The organism is Flavobacterium zhoui (assembly GCF_042787235.1).
Lineage (GTDB): Bacteria > Bacteroidota > Bacteroidia > Flavobacteriales > Flavobacteriaceae > Flavobacterium > Flavobacterium zhoui.
The window spans coordinates 211,805-233,977 of record NZ_JBHZPY010000003.1; the positions used below are offsets into that span (position 1 = coordinate 211,805).

Here is a 22,173-nt window from a genome sequence, read left to right on the forward strand (position 1 = left end):
ATATTCCAATACAATATTAGCGACAAATTGACAGAAATTTCATGATTTTTATCATGTATCAAAGTCAAAATGTCTTAAAACAGGACAATTATGAGTTTTTTTAAAAATGTTTTTAACAGTTCAGATGACAAAGATTTAAATGAAAAAAAAATCACTTGGAATGAACTAACCGATTTAGGGCAACTTAACGAAATTATAGCTATGTCGAATGAAAAGCCTGTGGCGATTTTTAAACACAGTACCCGATGCAGTGTAAGTAGGATGGCGCTGAAACAGTTTGAAAATGAGTTTAATAGCTCAGATAAAGTTACACCTTATTTTTTAGATTTAATAGAATATAGAGCTATTTCTAATGAAATTGCAAGTCGTTTTGGAGTGACTCATCAATCCCCACAATTAATATTAGTTAAAGAAGGAAAAGCCATTTATAATGTTTCACACAGCGATATAGATACAGAAGAATTAGATAAAAGAGTTTAAAAACCAACAGATTTAAATTTGAAATATAAAAAAATCCATTCGTTGAAGCGAATGGATTTTTTTTGTAACAATTATTGTGGTTTTGAATTAATAAGAATCGTTCATTTTATTTTTTATGGCATCCAAACATAGATTGTTGATGCTTCCTTCGTGCGTATGTTTGGTTTCTTTTGGAGATTTAAAAGTACCATTTTCTAATTGCTCTGCAACGGCTTTATAAGCATCTCTAAAAGGCATTCCCGCAACCACCATTTCATTTAAAGTATCAACGGTAAACAAATAATTGTATTTTGGATCAGCAAGTATATTGTCTTTTACTTTAATGTCTTTAATTGCAAAAATTGCGATATCCAAACAGGCTTTTAGGTTTTGAATTGCTGGAAACAATCCTTCTTTCAACAATTGTAAATCCCTGTGATAACCACTTGGAAGGTTATTAGTGATTAACGTAATTTCGTAAGGTAAGGCTTGAATTTTGTTGCATTTTCCACGGATCAATTCAAATACATCTGGGTTTTTCTTGTGCGGCATGATGCTCGAACCTGTTGTAAGATGCGAAGGCAAAGTGATGAAAGCAAAATTCTGACTCATATACAAACAAACATCCATCGCGAATTTCGATAGGGTAGCAGCTACGCTACTCATAGCAAAAGCGACCATTTTCTCTGATTTTCCACGGCTCATTTGAGCGGCAACCGAATTGAATTTTAATGTTTCAAAACCTAATTCCTGTGTGGTGAATGTTCTGTTGATAGGAAATGAACTTCCGTAACCTGCGGCTGATCCTAATGGGTTTTGGTCCACAATTTTCAAAGCAGCATTCAACATCGTTATATCATCAATCAAAGTTTCGGCGTAAGCAGAAAACCACATTCCGAAAGAAGACGGCATAGCAATTTGAAGGTGCGTGTATCCTGGTAACAATACATTCTGGTGCTTTTCTGCTGATTCCATTAGCAAATCAAAAAGGCTTTTTACTTGCTCTTTTAGTTCTTTAACTACATCTTTAAGATATAAATTAACATCTACCAAAACTTGGTCGTTACGAGAACGGGCGGTATGAATTTTTTTTCCGGCGTCTCCCAGTTTTACGGTCAGTAAATATTCGATTTTGGAATGTACGTCTTCAAAGCTGTCTTCGATTTCGAATTTTCCATTCTCCACGTCTTTTATTATTTCTTCCAAAGCCAAAACTAAAGAGACGGTTTCGGAGTCTGTTAAAAGCCCAATTTGACCCAACATTTTTGCATGTGCGATAGAACCTAAGGCATCATATTTGGCCAGAACTAAATCCAGTTCTCTGTCGTTTCCAACGGTAAAATGTTCGATTTGTTCATCGGTTGGTATTCCTTTTTCCCAAAGTTTCATAAGATATTTATTTTTACCCTATCAGGGTTTTGAACCCTGATAGGGTTGTTTTTTATTGTTTGAAAAAATCAGTTAGTATTTTGATATACAATTGAATTCCTTCTTCTATTTCGTTTATAAATATAAATTCGTCTGCCGAATGTGAGCGTAGGGTTTCACCAGGTCCTAATTTCAAGGATTGACAACTCAAAACCGATTGATCCGAGAGGGTAGGCGACCCGTAAGTGGTTCTTCCCAGTGCGATTCCGGCTTGTACTAATCCGTGTGCAACTGGAATAGATGACGCATTCAAATGCATCGAACGCGGATTAATTTCAGCAGTTAAATGTTTTCTTACGGTATCTAAAATTTCCTGATTATTGTAGCAATCATTCACTCTGATATCGATAACCAAATGACATTCCGCAGGAACTACGTTGTGTTGTTTTCCGGCTGTTACTTGCGTTACGGTCATTTTTACAGGGCCTAAAACCTCCGATATTTTTTCGAATTGATAACTGTTAAACCATTCGATAACGGGTATCGCATTGTAAATAGGATTGTCGGGATTGTTGTGTGCTGCATGACTAGCGGTGCCTTTTACGATGACATCGAGTACCAATAACCCCTTCTCGGCTACGGCCAATTGCATCAAAGTAGGTTCTCCAACAATGGCACATTCCAATTCCGATAAATGTTTCAATACGCTGTTTAATCCATTTTTTCCGCTGCTTTCTTCTTCGGCTGAAGCGACTATCACAATATTGTAAGGCAGATTTTCATTCGAATAAAAATGAACAAAAGTGGCTAAAAGCGAAACCAAACAACCTCCGGCATCATTGCTTCCAAGTCCAAATAATTTACCGGCTTTTACGATGGCTTCAAAAGGATCGTTGGTATAGCCTTGGTTTGGTTTTACGGTATCGTGGTGTGAATTTAGTAAAAGTGTAGGTTTGGTGGTATCAAAATGTTTATTGAAAGCCCAAACATTATTGTTTTCTCTTTCGAAAGAGATATTATTTTGATTGAACCAATTTTCAATTAAAAGTGCTGTTTTGTCTTCTTCACTTGAAAAGGAAGGCGTTTCAATCAGTGCTTTTAATAGCTCAATGGCTTCTTGTGTGAGGATTTCTATACTCTTCATAGTGTAATTGTAGTGTACAATGCCGTCTTGTCTTGCAACATTCGATGATGACCAATTTTTATTTTTTGAACTCCCTTGGACAAACTATTGAAACAGTTGTCTAATTTAGGAATCATACCGGAATGTATCGCTTTTTCGGCTTTTAATTTGGAATATAATTCTTGATTGATGTTCTCTATTACGGAAGAATCGTCTTCGGCATCATATAAAACGCCAGATTTTTCGAAGCAATAATTTAAAGTTACATCAAAAACTTCCGATAAAGCAATCGCTAACTCACTGGCAATTGTATCTGCATTCGTATTTAATAACTGTCCTTTTCCATCGTGTGTAATCGCACAAAATACAGGAACAATACCAGTTGAAAGCAACGTTTCTAATAATTGTGTATTTACTTTTTTGACATCGCCCACAAAACCATAATTGATTGTTGGGTGATTTCTTTTATCGGATTGAATTAAATTGCCATCAGCACCAGAAAACCCCATCGCATTGGTAGTGTTAGCTTGTAGTTTAGCAACGATATTTTTGTTGATTTGACCTGCATAAATCATCACAACTACATCAAGCATAGCGGCATCAGTAATGCGTCTTCCATCAATCATTTGAGGTATTAAACCAATGCTTTCTGCCATTTTGGTAGCTGATTTTCCACCACCGTGAACGAGTACTTTATTTCCTTCAATCTTAGAAAAATCAGATAAAAATTGTTTTAATTCCGTTGGATTATCAATAATGTTTCCTCCAATTTTTATTATCGTTACCGGCTTTTTATTTTCCATTTTTCAATATTTTTTGCAACACTAATTGTGCGGCATAGGTTCTATTGTTGGCTTGTTCAATAACAATTGAATTTTCGCTGTCAATCACTTCATCAGTAACAATTACATTGCGTCTTACCGGCAAACAGTGCATGAATTTAGCATTATTTGTCAGTTTCATTTTGTCGGCAGTTACAGTCCAATTTGGGTCGGAATTTGTAATCTGACCATACTCGTTATAATTGCTCCAGTTTTTGGCATAAATAAAATCGGCGTTTTCGAAAGCTTTGTCTTGGTCGTATTCAATCTTGGAATCTTTCGTGATTTCAGGATTCAATTCGTACCCTTTCGGATGCGTAATGACAAAGTCTGCATCTTGTAACTGCATCATTTGCACAAAGGAATTGGGTACCGCTTGAGGTAAAGCTTTAGGATGTGGTGCCCAAGTCAAAACTACTTTTGGACGGTGTTCTGTTTTGTGTTCGGCCATAGTTATTGCATCGGCTAGCGATTGTAATGGATGTCCTGTCGCACTTTCCATATTAACAATTGGCACAGTCGCATATTTTAAGAAACCCATAAGAACGGTTTCGGCATTGTCTTTTTCTTTATCTACCAATCCGGCAAAAGCTCTGATAGCAATTATATCGCAATATTGAGAAACTACTGCTGCCGCTTCTTTTATATGTTCCGAAGCACCTGAGTTCATGATAGCTCTATCTTCAAATTCTAATGTCCAACCTTCACTGGTAAAATTCATTACCATGACGTTCATTCCTAAGTTCAAAGCTGCTTTTTGCGTACTCAAACGCGTTCTTAAACTCGAATTAAAAAACAGCATTCCTAAGGTTTTGTTTTTACCCAGTTTTTTGTTTTTAAGTGGTTTTTCCTTGATTTTTAAAGCTTGTTTCACCCATTTATCGAGCGAATCTATGTTTTGTATGGAGATGTAGTTCATTGTAGTTATGAATTATGAATTATGAATTATGAATTGTCCAAAATCTAACAATCTAAAAATCCAATATTCGAATTAAATTATTTTCGTAAAAGGTATTTCGTTTTTTAAAGCTTTCAAAATAAAATTATCTTCCAATCCGTTGACAATCCAAGTTTCTATATTGGCTGCTTTGGCAATTGCCGATGCTTCTATTTTAGATTGCATTCCGCCAGTTCCGTGCGAGGATTTCGAATCCCCAATCTCTTTTTCTAATACTTTTAAATCGGTTACTAGAGAAATTGTTTCAGGAATGGCATCATTGATGGATGCTTTGGTGTAAATCCCGTTTGTATTGGTAGCAATGATAAGAATGTCAACATTTAATAAAACGGCCGTTAAAGCGGCTAATTTATCGTTATCACCAAACCGAATCTCATCCGTAGCCACGGTATCATTTTCATTGATAATAGGAATGTAATTATTTTTGACCAAAACATTGATGGTGTTCACGATATTCACTTTGGACTGTTCTTTCTCAAAATCAGAATAAGAAAGTAAACATTGTGAAATCAGCAATCCTAAATCACTGAAATTTTCATGATAAATGCGCATCAGATGAGGCTGACCAATCGAAGCCAATGCTTGTTTTACAAAAACATCTTTGTCTTGATTTTCCAGTTTTACAAATTGTTTGGCTGCAGCAATCGCACCCGAACTCACAATGATAAACTCGTAATCGTCTTGTAAAGCGGCTATTTGCATCCCAATGTCTTCAATCTTTCCTCTCGAAATGTGATTGGTTTCTTTGGTTAACGTGTTGCTTCCTAACTTTAATAAAATTCTTTTTTTCTTAGGATTATTCATTTTTAAAAAATTATTCCAATGTAATTTTCGCTTATTTATTTGAATGTTTTATGCTTTCGACTTTACGACTATTATCTAATTTGTCCATTCCCGTAAATATACCACTTATTAGTAACTAAATGTTGCAAACCAATGGGTCCACGTTGGTGTAATTTGTCCGTGCTTATCGCCAATTCGCCACCTAAACCAAATTGTCCTCCATCAGTGAATCGGGTGGAGGCATTTTGATATACGGCTGCTGTATCTACATTTTCCATGAATTCCTGGGCAATTGTATCGTTTTTTGTGATTATCGAAGCCGAATGTCCGCCACAATATTTATTTATTTTGTCAATTGCTTCTTGATCCGAATTGGTTGTTCCAATAACAATTTTATAATCTAAAAACTCTTCGTGCCAAATTAAATCGGATTCAATCTGAGGAACGTTTGCCATTTTTGAAATACTTTCATCTCCCAAAACGGTAACATTTCTGTGTTGTAATTCCTGAATTAATATCTTTGCAAAAGCTTCCCAATTTTCAATATTTGTATCAATTAAAACTTTATCTAAAGCATTACAAACAGATATGTTTGAGGTCTTTCCATTAATAATAATATCAAGCGCTTTTTTCAAATCGGCTTCCTTATTTACATAAACAAAATTATTTCCTCGACCACTTATAATCACCGGGCAGGTTGCGTGTTTTTTTACAAAAGCAATCAATTGCTCACCACCACGAGGAACAATTAAATCCACTTTTTGTGTTGGTTTCTCCAAAAAAGACTGCGTTTCTTCCCGATTATAATTCAAATATTCCACCCATTCTGAAGCAATATTGTTTTCTTGTAAAGCCTGATGCCACAATTCCACAATCTTTAAGTTGGATAGTAAGGATTCTTTTCCGCCTTTCAATAGAATTTTATTTCCGGATTTAAAAGCGATTCCACTTGCTTCGACAGTAACATCGGGTCTGGATTCATAAATTATCATTATGGTTCCAAAAGCTGCAGTTTTATTGATGATTTTCATTCCGTTTTCATGGTCGAAATTAAAACGCTCCATACCAACAGGATCTTCTTGACTTGCTAATTGCTGCAGGGATAAAATCATCCCGTCAATTTTGGCATCATCAACCAATAAACGTTTTTCCATGGCCAAGTCATCCCCAGAATAATTATTGATATCCTGTTGATTCACCGTTTTAAGGTTAGCTCTTTCTTCTTCAAGAAGTTCGCCCATGCGACTTAAAACTGCATTTCGCTTTTCTATTAGTAATAAGTGGTTCATTAGTTTTTGGTTTTACTATTTTAGAAAAAAATCTAAATATATAAGTCATATAAGTTTAAGAGCTTATGTGGCTTATATGTTTAAAAAACTATTTCAATTCCGTCAATGTTTCTTTTAAAGCGATAATAAAGGTGTCAATTGCTTCCTTATTGATTGTCAATGGAGGAAGAATTCTTAATAGGTTTTTATTATTTGCATTTCCTGTAAAAATATGTTTGTCGATAATCATTTTTTTACGAAGATCACTTACGTCAAAATCAAATTCTACACCTAGCATTAATCCTCTTCCTTTTACTTGAATTACCTCCGGAACTTGTTGGATTGCTTCTAAAAAATAAGCGTAAACGTCATTTACGTTATCCATTAATTTTTGGCTTTCAATCACATCCAAAACTGCTATTCCAGCGGCGCAAGCCAAATGGTTACCACCAAAAGTAGTTCCTAATAATCCATAACTCGCTGTGAATTTTGGAGAAATCAAGATTCCACCAATAGGAAATCCGTTACCCATTCCTTTCGCCAGACAAATAATATCTGCTTTGATGTCATGATGTTGGTGGGCAAAAAACTTTCCGCTTCTTCCGTATCCTGATTGCACTTCGTCCAAAATCAAAACGGCATCATATGCTGCGCATATTTTTTCTAATGCCTGAAAAAATTCAGTTGTACCTTGGTCTAAACCGCCAACTCCTTGAATTCCTTCAATAATAACAGAAGAAACATCTCCTTTTTTTAGTTCGTTTTCTACCAACTCGATGTTATTCAGTGGCAAAAAAGTAACGATTTGTTGTGCATTGATTGGTGCAACAATTTTTTTGTTATCTGTTACCGCAACTGCCGCCGAAGTTCTTCCGTGAAAGGAATTATCAAAAGCAATTACTCTCGTTTTATTGTTGTGAAAAGAGGCTAATTTTAACGCGTTTTCATTGGCTTCAGCTCCAGAACTGCACAAGAATAAAGTGTAGTCTTCTAATCCGGAAAGTTTCCCTAATTTTTCTGCTAATTCTACTTGCAATGGATTCTGTATCGCATTGGAATAAAAACCAATATTATCCAATTGATTTTTTAATTTGGCAACATAATCAGGTTGTGTGTGTCCAATGGAAATTACTCCATGACCACCATATAAATCTAAATATTCTACTCCGTTTTCATCTGTAATAATACAATCTAGTGCTTTTACAGGAGTGATGTTGTATAATGGGTAAACGTCAAATAAGTTCATTTTCTTTTTTTGTTTAAATGGTTTAAGGTTTCAAGTTTCAAGTTACGTGCGCAACCTTAAACTTTAAACTTGAAACAAATTTTTAGAATCCGTTTGGCTTCAAATGCAATCCTGTGGTTTCATCCAATCCAAACATTAAATTCATGTTTTGAATAGCTTGTCCTGAGGCTCCTTTTGTTAAATTATCAATTACTGAAGTAATCAATAACCGGTTTCCTTTTTTCATTAAACTAATAATACACTTGTTCGTTTGAACTACTTGTTTCATATTGATTCCAGTGGTAGTAACCGTTACAAAAGGCTGGTCTTTGTAAAAAGCCTCATATTTTGCAACTACATCTTCCAAACTTTCTTCGATTGTTGTGTATAATGTTGCGAAAATTCCTCTGGCAAAATCACCTCTGTTGGGTACAAAAATTAATTCGTTTGTATAATCGGCTTGTAATTGGTTGACACTTTGGTTTATTTCGCCCAAATGTTGGTGCTCAAAGGCTTTGTAATGCGACATATTATTTGATCTCCAGCTAAAATGTGTCGTTTCCGAAGGTGTAACTCCAGCTCCCGTGCTTCCGGTTGTAGCATTGATATGAACATCAGTCGTAAGCATTTCATTTTTAGCCAAAGGCAATAATGCCAATTGAATAGCCGTTGCAAAACAACCTGGATTTGCTATAAACTGAGCATTTTTGATAACCGCTTTATTCAATTCAGGTAAACCGTAAACGAAAGATTTATTATCGAAGTCTTTGTCTTTTGTCAATCTGAAATCATTTCCTAAATCGATGATTTTGGTATGACTCGCAAATTGATTATTCTCTAAAAATGATTTTGATTTACCGTGTCCTAAGCACAAGAAAACAACATTCACATTTGGATTTACAGTATCGGTAAAATTCATTTCGATATCGCCCATCAAATCATGATGCGCAACCGAAAGTGGTTTTCCAGCGTTTGTCGTACTGTAAACAAAATCAAGTGTAGCATTGGGATGGAACATCAATATTCTGATGAGTTCCCCTGCAGTGTAACCTGAACCGCCAATTATTCCAATATTAATCATGTGTCAGTTTATTTACAGATGAAAATATGTTTTGGGCATTCCCCAGAATTTTGATAAATCCTTTGGCATCGTCAGATGTCCAAGCGTTGTTCATTTCTCCATATTGTCCAAAACTTGTATTCATCAAGTCATTTTCAGATTCAATTCCGTCCAAAGTAAAGTGATATGGTTTTAGAGAAACGATAACGGTGCCGTTTACAGTCGTTTGAGTGTCTTCTAGGAAAGCCTCGATGTTTCTCATTACAGGATCCAAGAATTGTCCTTCATGAAATAACATTCCGTACCAATTTCCTAGTTGTTCTTTCCAGTATTGTTGCCATTTACCCAGCGTATGTTTCTCTAATAAATGGTGTGCTTTGATGATGATTAAAGGTGCCGCAGCTTCAAAACCAACTCTTCCTTTAATTCCGATAATGGTATCGCCCACGTGTGTATCTCTACCAATTGCATACGCACTTGCCAGTTTTTCTAATGCAACGATGTTTTTTGTTGGAATGTCCAATGTCCCGTTGATACCTACTAACTGTCCTTTTTCAAATTGAAGTGTCACTTTCTCTTCACCCATTTTTTGCAATTGAGAAGGATACGCTTCACTTGGCAAAGATTGATTTGAGGTCAATGTTTCTTTACCACCTACGCTTGTTCCCCACAATCCTTTATTAATGGAATATTGTGCTTTTTCCCAAGAATAATGAACTCCGTTTTTAGCTAAATAATCTACTTCTTCCTGTCTTGATAATTTTAAATCACGAATAGGAGTGATAATTTCAATTTCGGGAGCAATGGTTTGGAAAATTAAATCAAAACGAATTTGGTCATTTCCTGCTCCAGTACTTCCGTGAGCAATTGCTTCAGCACCAACAGATTTCGCATATTTAATCGCTTCAATTGCTTGAAAAACACGCTCTGCACTTACGGATAATGGATATGTATTGTTTTTTAACACATTTCCATAAATCAAATATTTTATGGCTTTATCGTAATATTTATCTACAATAGTTAAATTAGTATGTTGTGCACTTCCTAATTCATAAGCTCTTTCTTCAATGGCGTTTAATTCAGCTTCGTCAAATCCGCCAGTATTAATAAGAACGGTGTGAACTTCATATCCTTTTTCGTTCTTCAAATATTTTAGACAATATGAGGTATCTAATCCTCCGCTATATGCTAATACAACTTTTTTCATACTATTATTTTTTTAAGAAAAGCGCTTGTTTAATTGATTTTAATCTATTGAGGACTCTTATGTTAAATGGATGTTTTGGTGGATCTTTTGGTTTTTCTTTTGGGTCAAACAACATCCCGGTACACAAGCACATCTTATTGTCTTTGCTTTGCAAGATTTCAAAATTGGTACAGGTTTTACATCCGGCCCAAAAGGTAGGATCAGTCGTCAATTCCGAAAATGGAACTGGTTTATAACCTAAATCAGAATTAATTTTCATTACTGCTAATCCAGTTGTAATTCCAAATATTTTGGCATCCGGATATTTCTCTAAAGAATATTCAAAGACTTTTGATTTGATTTGTTTTGCCAAACCTAAATTTCTATAATCAGGATGAACAATCAATCCTGAATGCGCCACATATTTACCGTGTTCCCAACTTTCGATATAACAAAAACCAGCAAATTTTCCGTTGTCTAATGCGATAACGGCATCTTTGCTTTCCATTTTTTTCTGAATGTATTCAGGAGTTCTCTTTGCAATACCAGTACCTCTCAATAAGGCTGATAATTCAATGGTTTCACATATTTCTTGTGAATACTTATAGTGCTCTTCCTGAGTTATAATTATTGATATATTCATTTCAAGAGTTGAATTTTTGATTTATAAAATGAGTTATAATTTTGTTCTGAAATACTTTCTCTCTCGCACTGAATTAAAAAACTAAAATACAAATTTATAGTCCAATAAATTGAATAACAAGATATTAATGAAAAATTAATATTGATTTTGGAATATACTAATCCAATGGGAAATAAATGTGATTTCAAAACGGTAAAATGAAAAATGAATAAAAATAAAACAAAAGACTTGTGGAAACTATACTAATAGCATCCGTACTTCGGGAGAAGTAGTCGGTTTGTTTGTCCGTGAGATAGGAGTTATATTTATACTTGTGTTATTCATTAGTGCAAAAGTACACTAATTTTTATAACACAATACCGGTTTTACATTTTCTAACAAAAAATTAAGGTATTGTTGTATTTTTTAAAATAATAACCCTCCGTGAGAAATTGATTTTCACGGAGGTTTATAAATCGATCATTCTGTGATTAGTTTCTAAACGGGTTTCTAGAAATAACTTCTTTTATTTTGGCTTTCAAATCTTCACCTGTATCATAAACCATTTGTTCGTTGCTAGGGAAAGCTACTGCTCTTTTGTCAAAATAGGAATAATAATTATCGTCAGAGGCTCGTCTGTCTCCTTTAAACGTAGCATAAATGTTTTCGAATATATATTCGCTGGTTATTGGAAAGGACTGCAAAAGTTGGTTACTTCTGTAATTTACATAATCCACTTTAGCGGTAATCTGACAAGACTTAAATTGTCTAAATTCGTAGATACTAGCATTTACAGTTTTAATATTATCTACCATTACAACTTTACCTTTCTCATCAACGACTTCTTTTCCATTAGCATCTATAAGTTTTTTAACACCATCTTTTATGATGCGCTCTTTTACAAATTCTTTCTCTTTTATTTGCTCAGGCGAAATATAAATCTGTCTGAAATTAATCATCATTCCGTAATTGTAATCAATTCCTCTTTGTTTGTTATTGTGGTAAACGGTCCATTTATCATTCAGCCCGTAAGTGCTGAAATCCAGTAAGTCGTTTTGCAGACGGGCTGGGATAATCATATTTGTTTCGTTTTTTGTATTGACAAAAACATAATCCGAACCTTTGTATTTCGAATCATCCATCAATTGCAAAACGTCTTTGTAATTTGGATTTATTTGATTTAAATAATCCAGATCATCATACGCCTTACGGAAATTCATCTTGTCAGAAGTTGTCATTAATTTTTTTGCATTCGCATATAAATAAGCGGACAAATCATTTTTACTTTCTATGATCTGATTGTTATAGTTGTCAAAGGGGAAAATGGCATTTCGAGCTTCTTTAATTAATCTTAAAGGAAGCAAAGGTTTGATTTTTTCCTGTCGGTTATTCAATTGTAAATAGGTATTGTATATTTTTTCCATTTGTACAGGATTTGCATCCTTTGCCAATAAATTTACGACATTTAGATCTCGTTCTTTTGCTTTGGCGAAAGCCTCTTCGAGCAAATAAACATAATCTTGCTTTCCTTTTTTATCTTTATTGGTTCGCAAATTAGAAATGGCATTATCAATTGCCTGATCATAATTTCCTGAACTCAATAAATTTTGGGTTTGCTTGACGCCACAAGAAGAAACAAGGATTGAGAAAGATAAGAAAAGTATAATTTTTTTCATGAGGATAAAAAATTAAAAATATGTATTTTGAAGTCTTAATTCTATTTTTTGATTGAAATATTTTTTAAAATTGTCATAAAAAAAAACCTAACAAAAATAGAATAAATGTTAGGTTTTGAAATATGCATTTTTAATTTATTATTTTCTCACAAATGGAGGAAGTAACTTACTGGAAACTTCACCAAAACCAATACGAACATGTCCGTTTTGACAAAATCCTTTTATGATTACGGTATCATTATCATTGATGAATTTACGTTCAGATCCGTCTTTTAGCTTGATAGGATTTTTTCCGCCCCAAGTTAATTCCAGCATTGACCCAAAACTGTCTTCGGTTGGGCCTGAAATGGTACCAGATCCCATCATATCACCAGAATTTACACGACAACCATTAGAGGTGTGATGTGCTAATTGCTGACACATTGACCAGTATAAATATTTAAAATTAGAGTGCGAAACAACCGTAGGCTCTGCGTGTTCAGGTTGGATAGCAACTTCTAAATTAATGTCGAACGAATGCTTACCTTTTTGTTGTAAATAAGGAAGCGGAGTTGGTTCTTGCTTAGGACCTTTAGTTCTAAAAGGTTCCAAAGCATCCATAGTAACGATCCAAGGAGAAATTGAAGTTGCAAAGTTCTTTGCTAGGAATGGACCCAGCGGTACATATTCCCATTTTTGAATATCACGTGCGCTCCAATCATTCAATAAAACCATTCCGAAAATGTAATCTTCAGCTTCCGTTACGGGAATGTTTTCTCCCATGATATTGACATCGGTGGTGATAAAAGCAGTTTCCAACTCAAAATCAACTGAACGGGAAGGGCCAAAAACAGGTGTAGTTTCCCCAGCCGGCAATGTTTGTCCCATTGGTCTGTGAACTGGAATTCCAGATGGAACGATAGTAGAACTTCTACCGTGATAACCTACAGGAATGTGAAGCCAGTTTGGCAATAAAGCATTTTCTGGATCACGGAACATTTTTCCTACATTAGTTGCATGCTCTTTACTGGAATAAAAATCCGTATAGTCACCAATTAGTACTGGCAATTGCATTTCTACATCTTCCATTTTGAAGATTATAATATCTCTGTCTTTTATATTGTCTCTTAGTTTTGGATTTTTTTCATCGAATAAATCCGCAATACGATTTCGAACCAATCTCCATGTTTTTTGGCCATCAGAGATAAAATCATTTAAAGTGTCCTGCATGAACATATCATCTGTTAATTCAATGCCTTCAAAGTAGTTTAATTGCTGTAAAGCACCCAAATCGATTGCAAAATTGCCTATTCGTGTTCCCACTGTTACGACATTTTCCTTAGTGAGGAAGACCCCGAAAGGAATATTTTGTATGGGAAAGTCACTGTTTTCTAGGACTTCTAGCCATGATTTTCTATTAGTATCGTTAGCTGTTATAGGCATGATGTGTTAATTATTTTGTTGAAAATTACTCATCAAATATATTATAATCTAACTATTTACCAAACGTTTTTTTGTATTTTTGCATCATATTAACGAAAATCAAAGAAATGCAACGCGACGAACAAATTTTTGACCTTATTCTAGAAGAACAAGAAAGACAAATTCACGGATTAGAACTTATAGCTTCAGAAAACTTCGTAAGTGACGAAGTAATGGAAGCAGCGGGTTCTGTTTTAACTAATAAATATGCAGAAGGATATCCTGGCAAAAGATACTACGGCGGTTGCGAAGTAGTTGATGTTATAGAACAAATTGCTATCGATAGAGCCAAAGAATTATTTGGTGCTGCTTATGCAAATGTACAACCACACTCAGGCTCCCAAGCCAATACAGCGGTTTATCATGCTTGTATTAAACCGGGAGATAAAATTTTAGGTTTTGACTTGTCACATGGTGGACACTTAACTCATGGCTCTCCTGTAAACTTTTCAGGACGTTTATACACACCTTCTTTTTATGGTGTAGATAAGCAAACAGGAAGATTAAATTATGATAAAATTCAAGAAATAGCGACTAGAGAGCAACCAAAATTAATTATTGCAGGAGCTTCGGCTTATTCTCGTGATATGGATTTTGAGCGTTTCAGAGTAATTGCGGATAGTGTTGGTGCTATTTTATTGGCTGATATTTCTCACCCTGCGGGTCTTATTGCTAAGGGTTTGATGAACGATCCATTACCGCATTGCCATATTGTGACAACGACTACTCACAAAACATTACGTGGACCTCGTGGAGGTTTAATTTTAATGGGAAAAGATTTCGAAAACCCATTTGGTTTAACTACTCCCAAAGGCGATATAAGAATGATGTCTTCTTTATTAGACTTAGCTGTTTTTCCTGGAAATCAAGGGGGTCCATTAATGCACATCATTGCTGCTAAAGCAGTAGCTTTTGGTGAAGCATTGAAAGATGAATTTTTTACTTATGCTTTACAATTACAAAAAAATGCTAATGCCATGGCTGATGCTTTTGTAAAAAGGGGATATGAAATTATTTCTGGCGGAACAGATAATCACATGATGTTAATTGATTTAAGAAACAAAAATATATCTGGAAAAGATGCTGAAAACGCATTAGTAAGAGCAGAAATCACAGTAAATAAAAACATGGTTCCATTTGATGATAAATCACCATTTGTAACTTCAGGTATCCGTGTAGGAACTCCAGCTATTACCACTCGTGGTCTTGTTGAAGAAGATATGGAAACTATTGTGGAACTTATTGACAGAGTACTAATGAATCACACTAATGAAGATATTATCGAAGAAGTGGCTAATGAAGTAAACGAAATGATGAGCGAAAGAGCTATCTTCGTATATTAATTTTTTTAGTTTAAAGTTTAAAGTTTAAAGTTTAAAGGTTTAAAGTTTAAAGTTTTGTGTTTCGAAAAGGTACCACAAAATTTTGAACTTTAAACTTTTTCATTTTTAATGAAACTTTAAACTCTATTTTTTTTCAAACTTTAAACAAATTTTGTCATGTCTGTACTAAGATTAAAATTACCTACTGATCCAAGATGGGTGAATATTGTAGAAAAAAATATTGAAGAAATCTTGACGGATCATGCTTGGTGTGAACAAAAAGCAGCCACAAACGCCATTACAATTATCACTAATAACTCAGAGCACCAGGATTTAGTTCAGGATTTATTGGCTTTGGCCAAAGAAGAAATAGATCATTTTGAACAAGTGCATAATATCATTATCAAACGAGGATTAAAGTTGGGGCGTGAAAGAAAAGATGATTACGTGAATGAATTGTATTTGTATATGAAAAAAAGTGGAAATGGGAGCCGAGTTTCCAGTTTGGTGGAACGGTTATTATTTTCCGCTATGATTGAAGCTAGAAGTTGTGAACGTTTCAAACTGCTTTCAGAAAATATTCAAGATGAAGAATTATCTATCTTTTACAGGGATTTAATGGAAAGTGAGGCGGGACATTACACAACATTTATCACGTATGCCAGAAAGTATGGAGTAGGAGTAGATGTTGAAAAGCGATGGAGAGAATGGATCGAATTTGAGGCATCTATCATTGAAAATTACGGAAAAAACGAAACCATACACGGCTAAAATTCTTAATTTTTTTATTAATTTTATGAATTGAATCTTTTTTTTAAAACGCTTTAAATCAATTAAAAATCAGCTATTTATAGTTGATTTTGGTTTTAAATAGTATAATGTTGGTTTTAAATAGTAGTAATTTGGTACCAATTTATAATTTTTAATATACATTTATATTTTTAAATTCAACTCTAATAATTAGTACCTGCAATGAAGATCAATTATAATTATGATGGAAATATTGCTTGCAGAACAATATTACAGGATCAGTTAGAAAAATTAAATATAAGCTATCAATTACTGGATTTAGGTCAAATTGAAATTAGTGATGATATTTCTGAGGAAAGTTTTGATGAACTTCAAACTTCGCTCAACAGATTTGCTATTCATATTATCGATAACCCAAAAGCACAATTAATACAGAAAATAAAAGATGCAATAATTGAAATCGTTTACAATAAAGACAAATTTCCTAACACAACGATTTCTCAATATTTGTCAGATAAATTGAACTATAGATATGGTTATATAACGAATGTTTTTTCTGAATATACCTATACATCTATAGAGAACTTTATTATTATTCAGAAAATTGAAAGAGCGAAAAAGCTTATTATAGAAGAAAAATTAAGTTTAACAGAGATTTCTTATGAACTAAATTATAGCAGTGTAGCGTATTTGTCAACGCAATTTAAAAAAGTGACGGGATTAACTCCTTCCATGTTTAAAAGAGTCATCGACAAAAGAAGGAAATTATCAAATACAGAATAAATTAAATAAGAATAAATCAAATATATAATACACCATATACAATATGATTGCACATAAAGATCCAATGCATATCCTTTTAGCTGACGATGACGAAGATGATCGTGCTTTTTTTAGCGAAGCTATAATGGAGCTTAAGATGGATAATAAGCTGACCTTATTTACAAATGGTAATGGTTTAATGGATTATTTAGTGCTACCGGATATCAAGTTGCCTCATATTTTATTTTTAGATTTAAATATGCCAGGGAAAACAGGAATAGAATGTTTGAAAGAAATTAGGGCAAATACTCGTTTTAAAGATGTTTCTGTCGCCATATATTCTACATCGTCGTCAGAAAAAGACATTGAAGATACCTTTATAGAAGGTGCAAATATTTATATAAAAAAACCAAATGACTTTTCAACATTGAAAAAAGTAATTAAGGAAGTAATAAATATGAATTGGCAATTTCACACGTCAGGGTTAAATATAGAAACGTTTTTCTTTAGCATTTAATAAAAAATTAATGAAATTTTTAAAATTATTTAAAAATTCTCAAGTGTTTAAATTAGCCTTGGGTGTTGCTATTCTTGTTGTTTGCTATTTTGGGTCTAAGTTTTTTTCACAAATGCAAAAACTTACTTCAACACTGGAGCTAATTGCAAAATCCAATGATACTCAACTGGAACTAGAAAAGCTTTTATCCATAATAAACAGTTATGACTACAGTTTACGAAATTATATAATTACTAAAGACGAGTCCTATTTACAAAATCGGTTTTTGAACCGAGGAATTATTGAAGAGGGAATAAAAAAATTGAAGGTCTTAACGGTTAACGATCCCTTAAGAAAAAAAGATATTCTAACACTTGAAAAACTCATTAATTACAGGTTCAAATTATTCAGAGAAACATTAATTGCCGCTAAAAGTAATAATGTAGATCAATTAGGGCTTAAATTGAAGTTGAAGAGAAGTAATGATTACACTGAAATGATGAAATTGTTCGTGTACAAAGTCATTAATTCAGAAAGATTGAAAGCTAAATTTCAAAATTCAAATCATCAATTTGAGCTTCAGGATTCATTAATGACCGCTTTTTTACTAATTATTCTGTCACTTTTAATTTTGTTGCTTTCATTTAATAAAACCAATATTGACATTGAAGCCCTTAAAGAGGCAAACGATAAATTAAAGTTACTAAATGAATCGTTTAACACCGCTGAAAAAACGGCTGGTTTTGGGCACTGGATGGTTAATTTAGAAACTAACACCTATACTTTTTCAGATAATTTGTATCGACTTATGGGAGTTGAGCCCAACGCATTTGAACCTAATCTAGAGAATACGATTAAATATTTTCATCCTGATGATTTGGAATATGTGACAAAAGTTCATAGAGAATCACTGATAAATCATCAATCTACATCTATTGTATTCCGGTTTTTAACCGCGACTAATGAGGTGAAATATATCATGGGTGTTGGCAGTTTTACTAAGGATGGCAATGGAGATTTGATCAAAATAGGAGTGAATTATGATATTACAAATCAGTATAAAAAGACTCTTGAACTAGAGGAAAATAATAAAGAATTAAAATATATAAATACGGAGCTCGAATCTTTTAACAATATTGTAAGCCATGATTTGCAGGAGCCACTTCGTAAGATTCAAATGTTTATATCTCGACTAGAAGAAAAAGAATTTGATCTACTTTCTCAGCAAGGAAGGGACTATTTTTCTAAAGTCAGAGTGGCAGCTAACAGAATGCAAACATTGCTCATTGACTTAGTTGACTATTCCCGAACTGTAAAAGGAGATAAAGTTTTTGTGGAAACAGATTTAAACAAAATTATAGCCGAAACATTGCTAGATTTATCAATAAATGTGGAGGAGAGAAACGCAGTGATTCAAATTGGAAAATTGCCGACTATCAAGGCTATTCCTTTCCAGATTAAGCAACTGTTTATAAATCTCGTCAGTAATTCGCTTAACTATAGTCAAGAAACGCAAATACCTAAAATAAGCATCACTTCAGAAATAATTACGGAAGAAGAAGCGTCTGAATACAAAATAATCAATGAGGAGGACTATTATAAAATAGTAGTAGCTGATAACGGAATTGGATTCAAACAAGAATATGCTGAAAAAATATTTCTTTTATTCAAACGTTTAGAAACTGACCCTAAGTATTCGGGAACAGGACTTGGACTTGCTATTTGTAGCCGCATTGTAGATAACCATAACGGATTTATATGGGCAAAAAGTCAACCCAATGAAGGTGCAAAATTCTCTATTTTCCTCCCCAAAGGAGATATAGTATAATTTTAATAAATTCAAAAACACATACTTAATGTTACTAATTTCGGAGGCTACAATTAAAGATATCAAATTAATTAGAGAAATTGCGTATCGTTCCTGGCCAGCTACTTACGGTACGATTTTATCTAAAGAACAGATTGCTTATATGCTTAATTTGTTTTATTCGGATGAAACTTTGTGCGAGAATTTAAATAAAAAAGGGCATCAATTCATACTCGTTCATGACGATGGCTGTTGCATAGGATTTGCATCTTATGAGCATAATTATTTGGATAAAAATGTTACTCGATTGCATAAAATTTACCTAGTCCCTGAAGCACAAGGTAAAGGAGCCGGAAAGTTATTAATTGATACCGTTGAACGTCTAGCTATGGAAAATCGTTCTGTGGCTATTTCATTAAATGTAAATAAATTTAATAAAGCGTTCTCATTTTATCAAAAAATAGGTTTTGAAGTGGTGTGTGAAGAAGATATTGAATTGGATTTTGGTTATTTGATGGAAGATTATGTAATGGAAAAGCAATTATAAGTGTTTTCAAATCTGTTTTTTTTTAACGTAATTATGTAAGAATGAATCTGCTGCCAAAATGTATATTTTCGTACATTTGATAGTATGAACATTTTTTAACCTATCGATGTTTTAAATAAAAATAAAATGAGTTTAAAATCAATATCCCTATTTTATTTGCTTATTTTCAGCATATTATCTTGTTCTAAGAAAGGTAATGAAGAGACAAAGCCCACTATAAGAGATGTAACGGAAAGCGTTTATGCTTCAGGAGTCGTAAAGGCTGAAGGTCAATACACTGTTTTTTCAACTGTAAATGGAACGCTGCAAAAAATAAATGTGACGGCGGGAGAATCAATACATAAAGGACAATCACTATTCGAACTAGAAAGTGAAAAAGCGGATCTAAATACTGAAAACGCACGGTTGGCTTATCAATTAAGTCAGCAAAGTAACAGTTTTATTCAGGATAAAATTGCTGAAATGGAAATGAAAGTCCAATCAGCACGAGATAAACTGACCTTAGATGAATCCATTTATACTAGGAACAAAGTCATTAAAAATCAAGGTGGAATCTCAGAAGTGGATTTTGAACGAGTAGAATTGGCATACAAAAGTTCCAAAATCAATTATGAAGCTACTATAAAACAATTGGCGCAGCTCAAGGCACAATTAAAAAATGATCAAAATCGAAATAACATAAATCTTAAAATCAGTCAGAAGTCACAAAATGATTTTACTATAAAAAGTGCTTTCTCGGGAGAATTATTTGACGTCTTAGTCAAAGAAGGGGCGCTAATTAGTGCTCAAGTTCCTTTAGCAATTATTGGTAAAGCGAATTCCTTTTTATTGGAATTGGAAGTTGATGAAAATGATATGGTTCGTGTCAATATCGGGCAACAGGCTTTAGTGACTATGGATAGTTATAAGGGTCAGGTTTTTGAAGCAACTATTGATAAAATTTACCCTATTATGCAGGAGCGTTCCCGTACTTTTAAAATTGAAGCACACTTTGTAAATCCACCAAAAAAAATGTATCCGAATCTTACCGCTGAAGCTAATATTGTCATTAAAACTAAAAAAAATGCAATGACTATTCCTAAAAGTTATTTAATTCAGGATAGATATGTTTTGGTAAACAAAGACGAAAAACGCAAAGTGAAAATTGGTTTAAGTGATTATCAAAAAGTAGAAATTTTAGAAGGTTTAAAAGCAGAAGAAACGATTTACAAACCTTAGCGATGAATTTTAAACTTATTTTAAATATTGCGCTGCATCTACTTCAAGCCAGACTTAAGCAAACTGTTGTTGCAGCTGTCGGTGTCACTTTTGGTATTGCAATGTTTATTTCTTTAGTAAGTTTCATGAATGGTCTAAATGATTTGTTGGACGGACTAATGCTGAATAGAACTCCACATGTTCTTTTGTACAATGAAATAAAACCATCAGCAAATCAGCCAATACTATTATCCGAAAAGTATAAGGATAAAGCTAATTTTATTCATTCCATAAAGCCGAAAGATATTGGAAAATCAATTTACAACAGCAAATCGATTATTAGTTATTTAAAAAAAGATCCTCGCATCTTAGATGTTGCACCAAAAATAACTACTCCCGTTTTTTTTAATTCAGGAACGATAGAGATTTCTGGTTTAATCAATGGAATTGATATTCAAGCCGAAGAAAAATTATTTAAATTCAGCGATTATATAATTGAAGGAAGTATTGCAGATTTATCGCAAAACAACAGTATAATAATAGGTAAAGGACTAGCGGACAAAATGCTACTAATAAAAGGAGATATTATAAGGATTACTTCTTCTAAAGGGAATTTGGCTTCTTTAAAAATTGTTGGTATTTCACAAATTGGAATTGCTGATATCGATAATACTATGAGTTATACGTCATTATCGACAGCACAAAAAATATTAGGAGAACCCACCAATTATATTACTGATATACAAATCAAGTTGTATCAAATGATTTCCGCTCCGGCTGTCGCCAAAGAGTTTCATAACAAATTCAATCTTGATACGATAGATTATCAAACAGCTAATTCCCAATTTGAAACCGGAAGCACCATTAGAAATATTATTTCCTATGCAGTAGGGGTAGTGTTACTAATTGTAGCTGGTTTTGGAATTTACAACATTTTGAATATGATGATTTATGAAAAGATGGATAGCATCGCGATTCTAAAAGCTACTGGTTTTTCAGGTAATGATGTAAAATGGATTTTTGTTTCGCTTTCCATAATTATAGGTCTTGCAGGCGGATTATTCGGCTTGTTGTTTGGATATATTTTTTCCTCCATTATAGATATTATTCCTTTTGAAACGGCTTCACTACCCACGGTAAAAACCTATCCTATCAACTACAATCCGTTATATTACATCATTGGAATCACTTTTGCATTATTTACAACCACAATTGCCGGACTTTTTCCTGCTCTGAAAGCCAGTAAAATTGATCCCGTAGAAATTATCAGAGGAAAATAAAG

The 22,173-nt window shown here is 33.5% G+C and carries 21 protein-coding genes; 9 read left to right on the plus strand and 12 right to left on the minus strand.

Features of this window, described 5'->3' with window-relative positions; all coding sequences use genetic code 11:
• Positions 1 to 90: 90 nt before the first annotated feature.
• A complete protein-coding gene (gene ytxJ / locus ACFX5F_RS05660) occupies positions 91 to 480 on the plus strand; it encodes a bacillithiol system redox-active protein YtxJ (protein ID WP_379850742.1) in 390 nt (129 codons plus the stop codon).
• An 87-nt stretch (positions 481 to 567) separates the two neighbouring features.
• On the opposite strand, the gene argH is transcribed toward ytxJ, so the two are convergent.
• The 12 genes from argH to fahA form a co-directional block, all read right to left on the minus strand.
• Positions 568 to 1,848 (minus strand): argininosuccinate lyase, encoded by a 1,281-nt coding sequence (gene argH, locus ACFX5F_RS05665; protein ID WP_379850745.1) that lies wholly within the window; start codon positions 1,846 to 1,848, stop codon positions 568 to 570.
• A gap of 52 nt (positions 1,849 to 1,900) precedes the next feature.
• Entirely contained in the window at positions 1,901 to 2,971 is a 1,071-nt protein-coding gene (locus ACFX5F_RS05670; protein WP_379850747.1) for a M20 family metallo-hydrolase, read from the minus strand.
• On the minus strand, positions 2,968 to 3,753 hold the full coding sequence (gene argB, locus ACFX5F_RS05675) for an acetylglutamate kinase (protein WP_379850749.1): 786 nt from the start codon (positions 3,751 to 3,753) through the stop codon (positions 2,968 to 2,970). The genes ACFX5F_RS05670 and argB overlap by 4 nt, the downstream gene beginning before the upstream one ends.
• Positions 3,743 to 4,690: an N-acetylornithine carbamoyltransferase gene (locus tag ACFX5F_RS05680; protein WP_379850751.1), complete on the minus strand. Its 948-nt coding sequence runs from the start codon at positions 4,688 to 4,690 to the stop codon at positions 3,743 to 3,745. Before ACFX5F_RS05680 ends, argB begins: the two co-directional genes overlap by 11 nt.
• A gap of 72 nt (positions 4,691 to 4,762) precedes the next feature.
• On the minus strand, positions 4,763 to 5,533 hold the full coding sequence (proB, locus tag ACFX5F_RS05685) for a glutamate 5-kinase (protein WP_379850753.1): 771 nt from the start codon (positions 5,531 to 5,533) through the stop codon (positions 4,763 to 4,765).
• Between the two features lie 71 nt (positions 5,534 to 5,604).
• Entirely contained in the window at positions 5,605 to 6,801 is a 1,197-nt protein-coding gene (locus ACFX5F_RS05690; RefSeq protein WP_379850755.1) for a glutamate-5-semialdehyde dehydrogenase, read from the minus strand.
• A gap of 88 nt (positions 6,802 to 6,889) precedes the next feature.
• Positions 6,890 to 8,026 carry an aspartate aminotransferase family protein gene (locus tag ACFX5F_RS05695; protein WP_379850757.1) on the minus strand — a complete coding sequence of 379 codons (1,137 nt, stop codon included), beginning with the start codon at positions 8,024 to 8,026 and terminating at the stop codon, positions 6,890 to 6,892.
• A gap of 82 nt (positions 8,027 to 8,108) precedes the next feature.
• Positions 8,109 to 9,086 carry an N-acetyl-gamma-glutamyl-phosphate reductase gene (gene argC / locus ACFX5F_RS05700; protein ID WP_379850759.1) on the minus strand — a complete coding sequence of 326 codons (978 nt, stop codon included), beginning with the start codon at positions 9,084 to 9,086 and terminating at the stop codon, positions 8,109 to 8,111.
• Positions 9,079 to 10,272 (minus strand): argininosuccinate synthase, encoded by a 1,194-nt coding sequence (locus ACFX5F_RS05705; RefSeq protein ID WP_379850761.1) that lies wholly within the window; start codon positions 10,270 to 10,272, stop codon positions 9,079 to 9,081. Before ACFX5F_RS05705 ends, argC begins: the two co-directional genes overlap by 8 nt.
• A 4-nt stretch (positions 10,273 to 10,276) precedes the next feature.
• On the minus strand, positions 10,277 to 10,894 hold the full coding sequence (locus ACFX5F_RS05710; protein ID WP_379850763.1) for a GNAT family N-acetyltransferase: 618 nt from the start codon (positions 10,892 to 10,894) through the stop codon (positions 10,277 to 10,279).
• Between the two features lie 470 nt (positions 10,895 to 11,364).
• Positions 11,365 to 12,549: a hypothetical protein gene (locus ACFX5F_RS05715; RefSeq protein WP_379850765.1), complete on the minus strand. Its 1,185-nt coding sequence runs from the start codon at positions 12,547 to 12,549 to the stop codon at positions 11,365 to 11,367.
• Between the two features lie 138 nt (positions 12,550 to 12,687).
• Entirely contained in the window at positions 12,688 to 13,971 is a 1,284-nt protein-coding gene (fahA, locus tag ACFX5F_RS05720) for a fumarylacetoacetase (RefSeq protein ID WP_379850767.1), read from the minus strand.
• Positions 13,972 to 14,078: 107 nt separating this feature from the next.
• On the opposite strand from fahA, the gene glyA reads away from it, so the two are divergent.
• The 8 genes from glyA to ACFX5F_RS05760 all read left to right on the plus strand — a co-directional run bounded on the left by glyA (position 14,079) and on the right by ACFX5F_RS05760 (position 22,171).
• Positions 14,079 to 15,353, plus strand: a complete 1,275-nt coding sequence (glyA, locus tag ACFX5F_RS05725) for a serine hydroxymethyltransferase (RefSeq protein WP_379850769.1) — start codon at positions 14,079 to 14,081, stop codon at positions 15,351 to 15,353.
• A 156-nt stretch (positions 15,354 to 15,509) separates the two neighbouring features.
• Positions 15,510 to 16,103, plus strand: a complete 594-nt coding sequence (locus tag ACFX5F_RS05730; RefSeq protein WP_379850771.1) for a MiaE family protein — start codon at positions 15,510 to 15,512, stop codon at positions 16,101 to 16,103.
• Between the two features lie 201 nt (positions 16,104 to 16,304).
• Positions 16,305 to 16,865, plus strand: coding sequence for a helix-turn-helix domain-containing protein (locus ACFX5F_RS05735; protein WP_379850773.1), 561 nt, complete (start codon positions 16,305 to 16,307; stop codon positions 16,863 to 16,865).
• Positions 16,866 to 16,908: 43 nt separating this feature from the next.
• Complete coding sequence (locus ACFX5F_RS05740; protein ID WP_379850775.1) at positions 16,909 to 17,361, plus strand: response regulator; 453 nt, start codon at positions 16,909 to 16,911, stop codon at positions 17,359 to 17,361.
• A gap of 10 nt (positions 17,362 to 17,371) precedes the next feature.
• Positions 17,372 to 19,168 carry an ATP-binding protein gene (locus ACFX5F_RS05745; protein ID WP_379850777.1) on the plus strand — a complete coding sequence of 599 codons (1,797 nt, stop codon included), beginning with the start codon at positions 17,372 to 17,374 and terminating at the stop codon, positions 19,166 to 19,168.
• A 28-nt stretch (positions 19,169 to 19,196) separates the two neighbouring features.
• The gene (locus ACFX5F_RS05750; protein WP_379850779.1) at positions 19,197 to 19,694 is read left to right on the plus strand and encodes a GNAT family N-acetyltransferase; all 498 of its coding nucleotides are present in this window, start codon (positions 19,197 to 19,199) and stop codon (positions 19,692 to 19,694) included.
• 126 nt (positions 19,695 to 19,820) lie between these two features.
• Positions 19,821 to 20,912 carry an efflux RND transporter periplasmic adaptor subunit gene (locus ACFX5F_RS05755; protein WP_379850781.1) on the plus strand — a complete coding sequence of 364 codons (1,092 nt, stop codon included), beginning with the start codon at positions 19,821 to 19,823 and terminating at the stop codon, positions 20,910 to 20,912.
• 2 nt (positions 20,913 to 20,914) lie between these two features.
• The gene (locus tag ACFX5F_RS05760; protein ID WP_379850783.1) at positions 20,915 to 22,171 is read left to right on the plus strand and encodes an ABC transporter permease; all 1,257 of its coding nucleotides are present in this window, start codon (positions 20,915 to 20,917) and stop codon (positions 22,169 to 22,171) included.
• Positions 22,172 to 22,173 lie beyond the last annotated feature (2 nt).